This is a genomic window from Streptomyces sp. NPDC021562 (assembly GCF_040640875.1).
In the GTDB taxonomy this organism is placed as follows: domain Bacteria; phylum Actinomycetota; class Actinomycetes; order Streptomycetales; family Streptomycetaceae; genus Streptomyces.
The window spans coordinates 1-14,483 of the sequence record NZ_JBFACN010000004.1; the positions used below are offsets into that span (position 1 = coordinate 1).

Genomic DNA, 14,483 nt, shown 5'->3' on the forward strand with positions numbered 1-14,483 from the left:
GGCAGCGGAAGTCCTCCCAGACCGTGAGCGTCGCCTTGGCGCCGTCCTTGCCGACCGGGATGGCGAGGCTGTCCTTGCCCTGCGCGCCCGACGGCCCGAGCACCACCCCCGCCAGCCCGCTCTCGTGGGCGCCCTGCCCGGCGAACGGGTTCCCGTGCGCCCGTACGTCCCGCCCGGCCGACTCCAGCGCCCGCCGCGCCAGCCGGTCCGCGTCCGCCGGCGCCGCCGACCCCGCCTCCGCCAGCAGCGCCCGCGCCCCCACCCCCACCGCCCCCCGGTGCACCCCGACGAAGTCGTCCGCCACCCCCAGCGCACTGCGCGCCACCAGCTCCGCCCCCGCCGCGATCACCCCGGCCCGCCCGCCCCCCGTCCCCTCCAGCGCCCGTACCACCCGGCGCAGGGCGTCCAGCGGGTCGTACGGCCCTCCCGTCAGCTCCTCCCGCACGGCGGCCAGCACCGCGTCGGCATGGGCCAGCCGGGCCGGCAGGGCGGCCCCCCGCAACCCCGCCAGCTCCGCCTCCCCGCCGGTCAGGGCGGCCGGCAGCAGCTCCGCCGCCGTCCGCAGCTCCGCCACCAGCCGGGTCACCGCGTCCAGCAGCACGCCCGCCTGCGCCACGGCACCCTCGGCCGCCCGCAGCCCGCGCCGGTACCCGTCGCCGTTGCCGGAATCCACGTCCTGACGGGCCTGGTTGAGCCGCCCGGTCGCGAACACCAGCCGGTCCTTGGCCTGTTCGACACCGCCGCGGACCGGGTCGACGGCGGCCGCCCCGTACCGCTCAGCCGCCTCCGCCAGCGCCCGCTGCCCGCCGCCCGTCCGCGCGGCCAGCTCCCGGAACCGCCCCTCGGCCGCCGCCAGCGGGTCCCCCCGGTCCCACGCGGCGTCGAACCCGGCCGCCTGCGCGTCCAGTTGGCGTCCGGCCTCCGCGCACCGCCCGATCACCCCCACCAGCGCCTGGCGCCGGCCGCCGGGGTCCTCCGGCACCCCCTCCTCGTACCGCTGCCATATCGCGAACGCGGCCGACAGCTCGGTCCGGGCGGAGCGCAGGGCCCGTACGACGGCCTCGTCCGCGTCGACCTGGTCGAGTGCCTCCCGGCTGGCGCGGACGCAGTCGTCGGCGAGCACGAGGGAGGCGCGGGCCTGCCGTTCGAGGTCGACGGGCGACGGCGCCGGCGGGAGGGGGGAGACGATCCCCGGGGTGGTGCGCGAGCGGGCCCGTCGTACCCGCCGTACGTAGCCGTAGCCGCCCAGCGCTCCGGCCGCCGCGACGGCGACCAGCGGGAGGACGTAGTCGGTGCCCGACGCCCCGCCCCCGTCCGCCGAGGCCGCGGCGACCGTCCCGCCGCCTGCGGGAACCGGGTCCTGAGCCACGCTCGTCATCACCGGCAACACCAGCCAGACCGCCCCGGCCACCCCGCCCAGCACCGCGTGCCCCACCCGCACACCTATGTGCCCGGTGGCATGCCTCGGCCGACCCCGGATCAAGGACGTCACATTTCGGAGGGTATGGGCAGCCGGTCGCCACCGCGACCGGGACGGGGACGCACGGGGGAGGGCGAGACGAGGGGGACGCAAGATGGCACACCACGCCGAGAAGGAGCCGACCCCAGAGCCCCAGCCGGCACCGCGACCCGCGTCCGAACCGGAGCCGCAGCCGGTCCCGGCGTCAGGCCCGGAGCCGGGCGGTACGGCGTGTGGGGTCGGGGGGTCCGAGAGGGGCCCCTGGGGTCGCCGGGCCAGGCGGGCCGGGCTCGTCGTCGTCCTGGTGCTGCTCGTCCCCCTCCTCATCGCCGAGACCGCCCTCCGCGTCAACTACACCGGCGACCCGCAGCCGGGCACCCGCACCCGGGACAGGGACGCCCTCTGGCTCGGACACGCCTGGGTCGACGGGCGCAAGGACGACGCCGACGTCACCGCCCTCGCCGCCCGGCTCGCCGGCACCGGCATCCGCGACCTCTACGTCCATGCCGGACCACTGGAACACAACGGCACGCTGCCCACATCGGCCTACCCCGAGGCCCGTTGGCTGATAACGGCCGTGCATCGAAAACTGCCCGGCGTGCGGGTGCAGGCCTGGCTCGGCGACGAACTCGCGCCGGAGAAGCCGTACGCCATGCACCTGGAGAAGAAGGAGACGCGGGCCGCCGTCGTCGCCTCCGCCCGGGACATCGTCGCCGCCGGGTTCGACGGGGTCCACTTCGACCTGGAACCCCTGCACTCCGGCGACCGGAACTACCTCGCTCTGCTCGACGCCCTGCGCCCCGTGACCCCGCTGCTGTCCGTCGCCGCACACCAGATCGATCCGCTGCCCGCCTTTCACTCTTTCTGGGGTACTCTCACCGGCCATCCGAAATGGTGGTCACAGGAATACTTCGGCCAGGTCGCCCGCCGGGTCGACCAGATCGCCGTGATGTCGTACGACACCATGCAACCGCTGGAGAGCCTGTACGGAGGCTATGTCGCCCAGCAGACCAGCCTCGCGCTGGAGGCCACCCCGGCCGGGACCGACCTTCTGATGGGCCTGCCCTTCTACCGGGAGAACCGTTTCGGCCACTGGGCGGGCGCCGAGACCGTGCCGGCGGCCGTGCGCGGGGTTCGGCTGGGACTGTCACGCACGGCCCCGGATCGCGCTAACTTCGGCGTCGCCCTCTACGTCGACTTCGCCGCCACCGAGGATGACTGGACCTCCTATCGGAAGGACTGGGTCCGTACGCCATGACAACCGCTCGTGCCCACCTCACCCGTGACGACCTCGCACCGCTCGCCCGCGAGGCCCTCGGCAAGGTTCCCGCCGCCGTCACCCGGCTGCGCGGCGGATCCAAGAAGGGCGTCTACCGGCTCGCCCTCGACAACGGCCGCTCCGCGATCGCCTACGTCTGGTCCCCGGAGGAGGACTACTGGGGTCCCGCCGACGCCGACATCCGCGACCCCTTCGCGCACGCCTCGGGACTCGGCCTCTTCCTGTCCGCCCACGACCGGCTGACCGAACTCGGCGTGCGCACCCCGCGCCTGCTCTTCGCCGACGAGGAGGCCGAGTACCTGCCGTCGTACGCGGCGGTCGTCGAGGACGTCCGCGGCGGCAGCCTGGAGCTGCTGCTGCGCAGCGACCCGGGCGCGGCCCGGGTGCCGCTCGCCCGGCTCGCGGGGACCCTCGGCGTGCTCCGCGAGTGCACCGCCGCCGGATACGGCAAGGCCGCCCTCGTGGAGGAGGGCGGCAAGCCGCTCGGCGTCTCCTGCGAGCAGGTCGTCGCCGACCGGGCCGTGCGCGACATCGCCGAGCTGGCCGAGCGCGACCCCCGGGTACGCGCGGCCCGCGGGGCGCTGACCGAGCGGATCCGCGAGCTCTACGACGCGGTCGAGCCCCGCGACCACGCCTCCCTCGTGCACGGCGAACTCGGCCCCGACCACGTCCTGGTCACCGAGGAGGGCGATCCCGCGCTCATCGACATCGAGGGACTGATGTACTTCGACGCCGAATGGGAGCACGTCTTCCTGCAACTGCGCTTCGGTGCGGCCTACGACGTGCTGCGCACCGCCGAACTCGACGAGGACCGGCTGCGGCTGTACCGGCTGGCGATGCACCTGAACCTCGTGGCCGGACCGCTCCGGCTGCTCGACGGCGACTTCCCGGAGCGCGAGCAGATGCGGGAGATCGCCGAGTCCAACCTGGGACAGGCCCTCAGCCTCCTGCCGGGCGCCTTCTGATCTTCGAGCCGAGCCACACCAGCGGGTCGTACTTGCGGTCCACGGCCCGCTCCTTCAGGGGGATCAGCGCGTTGTCGGTGATGTGGATGCCCTCCGGGCACACCTCCGTGCAGCACTTCGTGATGTTGCAGTAGCCGAGGCCGTGTTCGTCCTGGGCCGTGCGCTTGCGGTCCAGGCCGGCCGCGTCGGCCGCGTCGAGGGGGTGCATGTCCAGTTCGGCCACCCGCATCAGGAAGCGCGGGCCCGCGAACGCCGTCTTGTTCTCCTCGTGGTCGCGCACCACGTGGCAGGTGTCCTGGCACAGGAAGCACTCGATGCACTTGCGGAACTCCTGCGACCGGTCCACGTCCTCCTGGAACATCCGGTACTCGCCGGGCCCGACCCCGGCGGGCGGCACGAACGCCGGGACCTCCCTGGCCTTCTGGTAGTTGAAGCCGACGTCCGTGACGAGGTCCCGGATCACCGGGAAGGCGCGCAGCGGGGTGACCGTGATGGTCTCGTCCTGCGTGAAGACGGACATCCGGGTCATGCACATCAGCCGCGGCCGGCCGTTGATCTCCGCCGAGCAGGAACCGCACTTGCCCGCCTTGCAGTTCCAGCGGACGGCCAGGTCGGGCGCCTGGGTGGCCTGCAGCCGGTGGATGATGTCGAGGACCACCTCGCCCTCGTTCACGTCGACCTCGAAATCCGTCAGGCCGCCGCCCTCGACGTCACCCCGCCACACTCTGAAGTGGGCCGTGTAGCCGCTCATTCGTACAGCTCCTCTTCGGCGAGGTACTTGACCAGCTCCTCCTTCTCGAAGAGGGCCAGCAGGTCAGGACGGATGGGATCGGTGCTCTCACGGGTGAGGGCGATCTGGCCGCGCACCGGATCGGTGGCCGCGAGCCCGCCCGTGGGATCGGCCAGCCGGCACAGCAGGTTCACGGGGCGCCACCTGCGGTCCATGGTCGGGTGGTCCTCGCGGGTGTGGCCGCCGCGCGACTCGGTGCGCTCCAGCGCCGCCCGCGCCACGCACTCGCTGACCAGCAGCATGTTCCTGAGGTCCAGCGCGAGATGCCAGCCCGGGTTGAACTGGCGGTGGCCCTCCACCCCGGCCCGGCGGGCCCGGACCCGCAGCCCGGCGAGCCGCTCCAGGGCCTGCTCCATCTCGCCCTCCCGGCGGATGATGCCGACCAGGTCGTTCATGGACTGCTGGAGCTCCTGGTGGAGGGTGTACGGGTTCTCCGGCGGGCCCGCGCCGGGTTCCTCGCTCTCCGCGGAGAACGGGCGCAGCGCCTCCGCGGCCGCGGCGTCGACCTGCTCGTCGTCCACCGCCGGCCGGGTGCCGAGGTCCGCCGCGTAGTCGGCCGCGTGCCAGCCCGCCCGGCGGCCGAACACCAGCAGGTCGGACAGCGAGTTGCCGCCGAGCCGGTTGGAGCCGTGCATCCCGCCGGCCACCTCACCGGCAGCGAACAGCCCCGGTACCCCGCGCGCGGCGGCGGTGTCGGAGTCCACCGCGACCCCGCCCATCACGTAGTGGCAGGTCGGCCCGACCTCCATGGCCTCCGCGGTGATGTCCACGTCCGCCAGCTCCTTGAACTGGTGGTACATGGACGGCAGCCGGCGCCGGATCACCTCGGCCGGCATGCGCGTCGACACGTCCAGGAAGACTCCGCCGTGCGGGGAGCCACGGCCCGCCTTCACCTCGGAGTTGATGGCCCGGGCCACCTCGTCGCGGGGGAGCAGTTCCGGAGGACGCCGGTTGTTGTCGGGGTCCTCGTACCAGCGGTCGCCCTCCTCCTCGGACTCGGCGTACTTCTCCTTGAAGACGTCCGGGACGTAGTCGAACATGAACCGCTTGCCCTCGGAGTTCCTGAGCACCCCGCCGTCACCGCGCACCGACTCGGTGACCAGGATCCCCTTCACCGACGGCGGCCAGACCATGCCCGTCGGGTGGAACTGCACGAACTCCATGTTCAGCAGCGGCGCCCCGGCCAGCAGGGCGAGCGCGTGCCCGTCGCCGGTGTACTCCCACGAGTTCGACGTCACCTTGAAGGACTTGCCGATGCCCCCGGTCGCGATCACCACCGCGGGCGCCTCGAGGACGAAGAAACGGCCGGTCTCCCGCTCGTACCCGAAGACCCCGCTGACCCGTGAGCCGTCCTTGAGGATCCTCGTGACCGTGCACTCCTGGAACACCTTCAGCCGGGACTCGTAGTCGCCGGTCTCCCTCTTGTCCTCCTGCTGGAGCGAGACGATCTTCTGCTGGAGGGTGCGGATCAGTTCGAGGCCGGTGCGGTCGCCGACGTGGGCGAGGCGCGGGTACTCGTGGCCGCCGAAGTTGCGCTGGGAGATCTTCCCGTCCTTCGTGCGGTCGAAGAGGGCGCCCCAGGTCTCCAGCTCCCAGACCCGGTCCGGGGCCTCCTTGGCGTGCAGCTCGGCCATCCGCCACTGGTTGAGGAACTTGCCGCCCCGCATGGTGTCGCGGAAGTGGACCTGCCAGTTGTCGTGCTCGTTGACGTTGGCCATGGCCGCCGCGATACCGCCCTCGGCCATCACCGTGTGCGCCTTGCCGAACAGCGACTTGCAGATCACCGCCGTACGGGCGCCCCGCTCGCGCGCCTCGATCGCGGCGCGCAGGCCCGCGCCGCCGGCGCCGACGACCACCACGTCCCACTGCTGCCGCTCCACCGCCGCCATCACAGGCCCCCGTCCCTAGAAGAATCGCGGATCGTCGAAGGCACCGGACGCGAGCAGGTAGACGTAGAAGTCGGCGAGCGCCACGCTCACCAACGACGCCCAGGCGAGCAGCATGTGCCGGGCGTTGAGCCGGCCCACGAACTGCCATGCCTTGTAGCGCACGGGGTGCTTGGAGAAGTGCTTGAGCTTGCCGCCGACGATGTGCCGGCAGGAGTGGCAGGACAGCGTGTACAGCCAGATCAGCGTGATGTTGACCAGGAAGACCAGGGTGCCCAGGCCCATGTGGCCCCAGCGCTCGTGCGGGTCGCGGAAGGACAGCACCGTGTCGTAGGTCAGCACGCACGCGACGAGCAGGGCGGCGTAGAAGAAGTACCGGTGGACGTTCTGCAGGATCAGCGGGAAGCGGGTCTCACCGGTGTACTTGGCGTGCGGCTCGGCCACCGCGCAGGCCGGCGGGGACGCCCAGAAGCTGCGGTAGTAGGCCTTGCGGTAGTAGTAGCAGGTCAGCCGGAAGCCCAGCGGGAAGATCAGGATGATGATCGCCGGGGAGACCGCCCACCAGCTGCCGAAGAGGTCGGCGTTCGGGCCCGACGGCATGTTCTTGCAGTTCTCGGCCAGGCACGGCGAGTAGAACGGCGAGACGTACGGTGCCGCGTAGTAGTGGGCGTTGGCGAACGCGCGCCAGGTCGAGTAGACGACGAACGCGAACAGACCGGCCGCGGTGACGGCGGGCGCCAGCCACCAGCGGTCGGTCCGCAGGTGCGGGGCGGAGATCGCGGCGCGCGTACGGGTGCGTACGCCGCCGCTGTTCGGATGGGGTTCCGTACCAGTGGCCAACGGATGACTCCGGTCGGTTCGGGGGTCGGGGACCTGCGGGCGGCGCTCCTACGGTGCGCGCCGGTCGCGGGCGCCGAGACCCTCGTCGTCCGTGTCCGTCCACAGGTTGATGTCGTACGGGTCGTCGGAGATGGTGACGAGCTCGGGGCGCTTGCCGGGGGTGCCGGTGTGGGCGGCCTCCCGCAGCAGGGCCACGCTCTCGCGCAGGTGGTCGGCGTCGGCGCGGACGCGGCGCATCTCCAGTCCGCCGCTCCCGAGCTGCTGCTCCAGGCGGCCGACGGACCGGGTCAGGTCCTCCAGGCAACGCTGGACCGACGTCAGGTCGTCGTGCACGGACATGACGTGACCTCACTTCCACGGACTCGGTGGTCCAAGGCGGCGACGTTCATGCGCCTGCGAGTGTTGCGCGTCACACCTGCCGATGTGAAGCCATGTGCAGCGATTGGCGGATTGCAGGCCTCCGTCGCACGCCCGCACGCGCTCTGTGTGCGCCGGGGCGTTGCGCCGCACGGGTGGGCTTTGACAGTCCCCGCCGCCGTGTCGTCCCCGGCCGGGGGACCCCGTCCCTTTCAGTGGGGTCCGTACAACTGACGTACATGTGATCAACTCCAAAATACCCCCAAATGTGAACAGAACGCACCCCTGTTCACGGGGGCCTCCCGGAGGTAAGCAGAGATGTCTCACCACGGCGTCGGCCACAGCGCCCCGTCAGGGGCGCGAGGAACTGCGCGAGCAACCACAACGGCGCCGCAGCCGAACGACGGCGGCACATCGCGGCGCCTCCGACGGAGCATCGCCTTCCTCACCGCCGGCGCCCTCGCCGTCCCCCTGCTCGCCGGCTGCGGCTCCGACGACGAGGGCAGCAAGCCGCTCGCCGGACCGGACATCGCGGCGGTCGCCCGGGACGCGGTCGCCGAGGGCGGCACGCTCAAGATGGCCGTGGACGCCGTACCGGAGACCCTCAACACCTTCCAGGCCGACGCCGACGCCGGCACCACCCGGGTCGCCCAGGCCGTCCTGCCGTCGATGTTCACCGTCGACGCCACCGGCAGGCCCGTCCGCAACCCCGACTACCTGGAGTCCGCGAAGGTCATCGAGACCGAGCCGCGCCAGGTGGTCCTCTACAAGCTCAACCAGCAGGCCGTCTGGAGCGACGGCCGGGAGATCGGCGCCGCCGACTTCGCCGCCCAGTGGCGCGCCCTGTCCGGCAAGGACTCCGCCTACTGGACCGCACGCAACGCCGGGTACGACCGCATCGCCCAGATCGAGCGCGGCGCCAACGACCTGGAGGTCCGGGTCACCTTCGACCGGCCGTACGCCGACTGGCGGTCGCTGTTCTCGCCGCTGTACCCGAAGGACGTCATGGGCACCCCGGACACCTTCAACGACGGCGCCCGCCGCAAGCTGTCCGTCACGGCCGGGCCCTTCAAGGTCGACAAGGTCGACCCCGCCAAGAAGGACGTGGTCCTCACCCGCAGCCCGCGCTGGTGGGGCCGCCCGGCCAAGCTCGACGAGATCGACCTGCACGCCGTCCCCCGCGACAAGCGGGCCTCGGCGCTCGCCGACGGCACGGTCGACGTCGCGGACATCGACGCATCCGAGGCCGAGCGGATCATCATCGCCGGGCGCGACAAGGGCACCGGCACGCCGTTGCAGGGCGCGGGCAGGACCTCCGCCAAGAAGCTGCGCTCCTGGGCGCTCGCCCTCGGCATGGACGAGGAGAAGCTGCCCAAGGGGCCGCAGAAGCTCCGCAAGAGCATCGCGAAGTGGCTGGAGCAGCAGCAGGAACTGCGGGCCTTCGACGTCCGCAAGTCGCTGGAGCCCGCCTACACCCAGCTCGCCCTGAACGGCTCCGAGGGTCCCCTCGCCGACGAGCGGGTCCGGCGGGCCGTCGCCCGCGCGCTCGACCGCAAGGCCCTCGCCAAGCTGGTCCTCGGCCCGCTGGGGCTGCCCGCGGTGCCGGTCGGCAGCCACCTCGGCCTCTCCGGGCAGGCCGTCTACACCGACAGCAGCGGCGCGCTCGGCGATGTCGACACCCACGAGGCGCAGGCGCTGCTCGCCGACGCCGGCTGGGTGGCCGGCGGACCGATCAAGGCGGCGGGCAAGGCGGCCGGCGCGGAGGGCGAGAAGGGCGAGAAGGGCGACAAGGGGGACAAGGGGGACAAGGGCGAGAAGGGCGACGGCGACCCGGAGGACAAGTCCGACGGCGGCCGGGACGGGCAGTACATCGTCGGGGAGGACGACAAGGGTCCCGACGGCAAGGACACCCGCGACCACCAGAAGGACCACGCGCACGGGGCGCCGGGGGCGTACGCGCCGAAGGGCACCGCCGCGCCCAGGGGCGCCGGTGCGCCGGCCGGGCCGCTGGCCAAGGACGGGCAGGCGCTCTCGCTGCGGTTCGTGCTGCCCTCCGGACCGGGTTCGGGGACGCTCCAGGCGGTCGCCGACCAGATCTCGAAGATGCTGGACAAGGTGGGCATCCTCACCGAGATCAAGAAGGTCCCCGACGACAGCTACTTCAAGGACCACATCGCGGCCGGGCAGTACGACCTCGCGCTGTACTCGTGGCCGGCGTCCCCGTACCCGGCGACGGACGCGCGGCCGATCTACGCGAAGCCCGTGGTGGCGGCCGACGGGTCGCTGAACGTCGAGCAGAACTACACGCGAGTGGGCACCGACCAGGTGGACCAGCTCTTCGACCAGGCGCTCGGGACGCTGGACGAGGACGAGGCGGACGGTCTGCTGCGCAAGGCGGACTCCCGGATCTGGGCCTCGGCGGGATCACTGCCGCTGTACCAGCGGCCGCAGATCGTGGGCGCCCGGAAGGGGCTGGTGAACGTGGGGGCCTTCGGGTTCCGCACGCCGGTGTACCAGGACATGGGATTCCTGAAGAAGGGGGCGAAGGTGTCGGCGAGTCCGACCAGGGGATAGGGCGGCGGGATCGGCCTTTCCGGCGGCCCAGCGAGCCCCGGTTACAAACGACACGTAACATGGGGTGAGGCCGTGGCGTGTCAAGCCCGGCAGGCCCGCGTCACACGGACGTACGCAGAGGGCCTTCTCAACACCCCGGGAGTACGCCGCACCATGGCTGTGATCGCAACGCGTCACGACATCCGCAACGTCGCCATCGTCGCCCACGTCGACCACGGCAAGACGACCCTCGTCGACGCCATGCTGAAGCAGGCCGGTGCCTTCGCGGCGCATGCCGCCGAGTCGCTCGACGACCGCATGATGGACTCGAACGACCTGGAGCGTGAGAAGGGCATCACGATCCTGGCCAAGAACACGGCCGTGAAGTACCACCCCAAGGATGGCGGCGACGTCATCACCATCAACATCATCGACACCCCGGGCCACGCCGACTTCGGTGGCGAGGTCGAGCGCGGTCTGTCGATGGTGGACGCGGTGGTGCTGCTCGTCGACGCCTCCGAGGGCCCGCTGCCGCAGACCCGCTTCGTGCTGCGCAAGGCCCTCCAGCAGCGCCTGCCCGTCATCCTGTGCATCAACAAGACGGACCGCCCGGACTCCCGGATCGACGAGGTCGTCAACGAGACCTACGACCTCTTCCTGGACCTGGACGCCGACGAGGACCAGATCGAGTTCCCGATCGTCTACGCGTGCGCGCGGGACGGCGTGGCCTCGCTGACCAAGCCCGAGGACGGCACCGTCCCGCAGGACAGCGACAACCTGGAGCCCTTCTTCTCCACCATCCTGTCGCACGTCCCGGCCCCCCAGTACGACGAGACGGCCCCCCTCCAGGCGCACGTCACCAACCTGGACGCCGACAACTTCCTCGGCCGTATCGCGCTGCTCCGCGTCGAGCAGGGCGAGCTGCGCAAGGGCCAGACCGTCACCTGGATCAAGCGTGACGGCACGATGTCCAACGTGCGCATCACCGAGCTGCTGATGACCGAGGCGCTCACCCGCAAGCCCGCCGAGGTGGCGGGCCCCGGTGACATCTGCGCCGTCGCCGGTATCGCGGACATCATGATCGGCGAGACCCTCGCCGACCCCGAGAACCCGATCCCGCTGCCGCTGATCACGGTCGACGAGCCGGCGATCTCGATGGTCATCGGTACGAACACCTCGCCGCTGGTCGGCCGGGGCGGCACCGGCAAGGGCGCCGACAACAAGGCGGCGGTCAAGGACCGCAAGGTGACCGCCCGTCAGGTCAAGGACCGCCTCGACCGCGAGCTGATCGGCAACGTCTCGCTGCGCGTGCTCGACACCGACCGTCCGGACGCCTGGGAGGTCCAGGGCCGCGGTGAGCTGGCGCTCGCCATCCTGGTCGAGCAGATGCGCCGTGAGGGCTTCGAGCTGACCATCGGCAAGCCGCAGGTCGTCACCAAGCAGGTCGACGGCAAGACGTACGAGCCCGTCGAGCGCATGACGATCGACGTGCCCGAGGAGCACATGGGCGCGGTCACGCAGCTCATGGGCGTCCGCAAGGGCCGGATGGACAACATGTCCAACCACGGCTCCGGCTGGGTCCGCATGGAGTTCGTGGTGCCCTCCCGCGGTCTCATCGGCTTCCGTACCGAGTTCCTCACGCAGACCCGCGGCACGGGCATCGGCCACTCCATCCACGAGGGCCACGAGCCCTGGTTCGGCCCCCTGCAGACCCGTAACAACGGCTCCCTGGTCGCCGACCGCGCCGGCGCCGTCACCGCGTTCGCGATGACGAACCTCCAGGAGCGCGGTGTGCTGTTCGTGGAGCCCGGCACCGAGGTGTACGAGGGCATGATCGTCGGTGAGAACTCCCGCTCCGACGACATGGACGTCAACATCACCAAGGAGAAGAAGCTCACGAACATGCGGTCCTCCTCGGCCGACACGTTCGAGGCGATCGTGCCGCCGCGCAAGCTCTCCCTGGAGCAGTCGCTGGAGTTCTGCCGCGACGACGAGTGCGTCGAGGTGACCCCGGAGGCCGTCCGCATCCGCAAGGTGAACCTGGACGCCCGCGAGCGGGCCCGCGCCGCCAGCCGCGCCAAGCACGGCTGACGCCGGCCGGCCCACGGCAGAGCCGGGCACCCCGCACCGCGGGGTGCCCGGCTCTTTCGCTGGGTCCGAGGGTAGGGAAAACCCTCGTTCTGCCCCTGGAACCGCGAACGGCGCCCCGCGCGGCACTAGGCTTTCTCACAGCGAGTGCTCCCCCCTGCGCCCATGCCGCAGCCGCCGGGATTCTGCAACTGGATTTTCATCCCACTCGCGTTCGGTATACGAACATTCGCGACCGATAGATGTGTAACAAGTCCGTTTCGCAGGGATCTTTCTGCTGACCCTTTGTCCGGATTTTGGAAGATGTACGGCGAAGGTGTGATCGAACCGAGACCTTGCGAGTGTGGTTCGGCCATGGCGGATGGCAGATAGTTAGGCGCGTAGAGCTCGGATCAACGGGTCATGCGCTGGACGCGGCGTCGACTTGCGAGCGCGGGGAGTGCACCTCACGATTTCAGGCGCCGGTGACGGCGAAGTGTCGTGTGCTCCCCTCCGCGGTGAATCAATGGACTCATGAGGAGGAGCCCCATGCGTGGTGCCAAGAGCGCCAAGTGGGTTGCGATAGCTGCCGTTGTGGCGCTGGGCGCGACGGCCTGTGGTGGCGGCGGGGACGACACCAGCTCGGGCAAGGGCAAGGGCAACGGCGTGGTCTCGGTGGAGATCGGCGAACCGCAGAACAGCCTGGTTCCCACGAACACGTACGAGACCGAGGGCGGCCAGGTCATCAACGCCCTCTTCACGGGTCTGACCAAGCTTGACGCCGACAACAAGGTCGTCAACGCCATGGCCGAGTCGATCGAGACCAAGGACAACAAGGTCTGGACGATCAAGCTCAAGTCCGGCTACACGTTCCACAACGGCGAGAAGGTCACCGCCCAGTCCTTCGCGGACGCGTGGAACTACGGCGCGAACCAGACCAACGCGCAGCAGACCAACCCGCTGTTCAGCCACATCGCGGGCTACGCGGACCTGAACCCGGGCGAGGGCAAGAAGCCCAAGACCGACAAGCTGTCCGGTCTGAAGGTCGTCGACGACAACACCCTCCAGGTCACGCTGAACGGTCCGTTCTCGGCGTTCCCGTCCCAGCTGTCCTTCACCGCGTTCGTCCCGCTGCCCAAGGCGTTCTTCAAGGACCCGAAGGGCTTCGGCGAGGCTCCGATCGGCAACGGCCCCTTCGAGATGAAGGGCAAGTTCAAGCACAACGAAGAGATCGACGTCACGAAGTACGCCAAGTACCCGGACGCCTCGAAGATCGAGGTCAAGGGCGTGAACTTCAAGATCTACTCGGACCTGGACACCGCCTACAAGGACGTCGTCGCGGGCAACCTCGACACCCTGCTGACGATCCCCACCTCGGGTCTCCCGACGTACCACAAGGACCTCGCGGGCCGTTACATCGACGAGCCCGACTCGGCCGTCGGTTACATCGGCTTCCCGATCAAGTACAACAAGGCCTTCCAGAACGCGAACCTCCGCAAGGCCATCTCCATGTCGATCGACCGCAAGACGATCGCGGACAAGGTCTTCCTCGGCTCCCGTACGCCGGCGGACGACTACATCAGCCCGATCATCGACGGCTACCGCAAGGGCGCCTGCGGCGACGCGTGCACCTACAACCCGACCAAGGCCAAGGAGCTCTACAAGCAGAGCGGCGGCCTGCCGGGCAACACGCTGGAGATCGGCTACAACGCGGACGGCGGCCACAAGGAGTGGGTCGAGGCCGTCTCGAACCAGATCCAGCAGGCCCTCGGTGTCAAGGTGACGGCCAAGCCGTTCGAGCAGTTCCAGACGATCCTCAACGACCTGGACGCCAAGAAGTACCAGGGCGCGTTCCGGATGGCCTGGAGCATGGACTACCCGGACATGGAGGACTACCTCCGTCCGGTCTTCTCCAAGGACGCCATCGCCAACGGCTCGAACTACTCCGGCTACGTCAACGAGGACTTCGAGAAGCTGCTCGTCCAGGGCGACCAGGCCCCGACGCACGAGGACGCCATCAAGAAGTACCAGCAGGCCGACGACGTCCTCCTCAAGGACCTGCCGTACATCCCGGTGTACTTCTACACCCTGAACACGGGCTTCAGCGACAAGATCAAGTCGATGAAGATCGCCGGTCACCAGATCCTGTGGGACACGGTCAAGCTCAACTGACCTGGTTCTGAGCAGTTCTGACACAGAGCGGTACGGGGTGAGCAGGGGGAGGAGAGACCTTCCCCTGCTCACTCCTGCTGCCGTCTCCCGTCCGACCGTGCCGATCCCTCCGGTC

At 70.4% G+C, this 14,483-nt stretch carries 10 protein-coding genes; 5 read left to right on the plus strand and 5 right to left on the minus strand.

Annotated features, from left to right (window positions below):
- The coding region (locus AB0G52_RS06990) for a hypothetical protein (RefSeq protein ID WP_361335152.1) at window positions 1-1,492 on the minus strand (1,492 nt) is incomplete at its 3' end.
- Window positions 1,493-1,574: 82 nt separating this feature from the next.
- Between AB0G52_RS06990 and AB0G52_RS06995 the strand changes: the two genes are divergently transcribed.
- Both AB0G52_RS06995 and AB0G52_RS07000 read left to right on the plus strand, forming a co-directional pair.
- The gene (locus AB0G52_RS06995; protein ID WP_361334506.1) at window positions 1,575-2,717 is read left to right on the plus strand and encodes a glycosyl hydrolase family 18 protein; all 1,143 of its coding nucleotides are present in this window, start codon (window positions 1,575-1,577) and stop codon (window positions 2,715-2,717) included.
- Window positions 2,714-3,703: a phosphotransferase gene (locus tag AB0G52_RS07000; protein WP_361334509.1), complete on the plus strand. Its 990-nt coding sequence runs from the start codon at window positions 2,714-2,716 to the stop codon at window positions 3,701-3,703. The genes AB0G52_RS06995 and AB0G52_RS07000 overlap by 4 nt, the downstream gene beginning before the upstream one ends.
- Here the strand turns inward: AB0G52_RS07000 and AB0G52_RS07005 are convergent.
- From AB0G52_RS07005 to AB0G52_RS07020, 4 genes are read right to left on the minus strand one after another with little or no spacing between them, the layout of a single operon-like run.
- Window positions 3,678-4,454, minus strand: a complete 777-nt coding sequence (locus tag AB0G52_RS07005) for a succinate dehydrogenase/fumarate reductase iron-sulfur subunit (RefSeq protein ID WP_132888664.1) — start codon at window positions 4,452-4,454, stop codon at window positions 3,678-3,680. The two genes, AB0G52_RS07000 and AB0G52_RS07005, sit on opposite strands and share 26 nt — an antisense overlap.
- Window positions 4,451-6,382, minus strand: coding sequence for a fumarate reductase/succinate dehydrogenase flavoprotein subunit (locus AB0G52_RS07010; protein WP_361334512.1), 1,932 nt, complete (start codon window positions 6,380-6,382; stop codon window positions 4,451-4,453). Before AB0G52_RS07010 ends, AB0G52_RS07005 begins: the two co-directional genes overlap by 4 nt.
- 15 nt (window positions 6,383-6,397) lie before the next feature.
- Window positions 6,398-7,219 (minus strand): hypothetical protein, encoded by an 822-nt coding sequence (locus AB0G52_RS07015; protein ID WP_132888666.1) that lies wholly within the window; start codon window positions 7,217-7,219, stop codon window positions 6,398-6,400.
- A gap of 48 nt (window positions 7,220-7,267) precedes the next feature.
- Window positions 7,268-7,558: a hypothetical protein gene (locus AB0G52_RS07020; RefSeq protein WP_132888667.1), complete on the minus strand. Its 291-nt coding sequence runs from the start codon at window positions 7,556-7,558 to the stop codon at window positions 7,268-7,270.
- Between the two features lie 336 nt (window positions 7,559-7,894).
- On the opposite strand from AB0G52_RS07020, the gene AB0G52_RS07025 reads away from it, so the two are divergent.
- The 3 genes from AB0G52_RS07025 (at window position 7,895) to AB0G52_RS07035 (ending at window position 14,368) form a co-directional block, all read left to right on the plus strand.
- Window positions 7,895-10,150 carry an ABC transporter family substrate-binding protein gene (locus AB0G52_RS07025; protein WP_361334515.1) on the plus strand — a complete coding sequence of 752 codons (2,256 nt, stop codon included), beginning with the start codon at window positions 7,895-7,897 and terminating at the stop codon, window positions 10,148-10,150.
- Between the two features lie 162 nt (window positions 10,151-10,312).
- On the plus strand, window positions 10,313-12,220 hold the full coding sequence (typA, locus tag AB0G52_RS07030) for a translational GTPase TypA (RefSeq protein ID WP_132888969.1): 1,908 nt from the start codon (window positions 10,313-10,315) through the stop codon (window positions 12,218-12,220).
- 525 nt (window positions 12,221-12,745) lie between these two features.
- Window positions 12,746-14,368 carry an ABC transporter substrate-binding protein gene (locus AB0G52_RS07035; RefSeq protein WP_132888669.1) on the plus strand — a complete coding sequence of 541 codons (1,623 nt, stop codon included), beginning with the start codon at window positions 12,746-12,748 and terminating at the stop codon, window positions 14,366-14,368.
- The last annotated feature ends 115 nt before the right edge of the window (window positions 14,369-14,483 follow it).

What these genes read in the sequence shown, in the direction of transcription:
- AB0G52_RS07020 (WP_132888667.1), bottom strand. Translation starts at nt 7,558, where the DNA reads ATGTCCGTGCACGACGACCTGACGTCGGTCCAGCGTTGCCTGGAGGAC.
- AB0G52_RS07000 (WP_361334509.1), top strand. Translation starts at nt 2,714, where the DNA reads ATGACAACCGCTCGTGCCCACCTCACCCGTGACGACCTCGCACCGCTC.
- AB0G52_RS07005 (WP_132888664.1), bottom strand. Translation starts at nt 4,454, where the DNA reads ATGAGCGGCTACACGGCCCACTTCAGAGTGTGGCGGGGTGACGTCGAG.
- AB0G52_RS07035 (WP_132888669.1), top strand. Translation starts at nt 12,746, where the DNA reads ATGCGTGGTGCCAAGAGCGCCAAGTGGGTTGCGATAGCTGCCGTTGTG.
- AB0G52_RS07010 (WP_361334512.1), bottom strand. Translation starts at nt 6,382, where the DNA reads ATGGCGGCGGTGGAGCGGCAGCAGTGGGACGTGGTGGTCGTCGGCGCC.
- AB0G52_RS06995 (WP_361334506.1), top strand. Translation starts at nt 1,575, where the DNA reads ATGGCACACCACGCCGAGAAGGAGCCGACCCCAGAGCCCCAGCCGGCA.
- AB0G52_RS07025 (WP_361334515.1), top strand. Translation starts at nt 7,895, where the DNA reads ATGTCTCACCACGGCGTCGGCCACAGCGCCCCGTCAGGGGCGCGAGGA.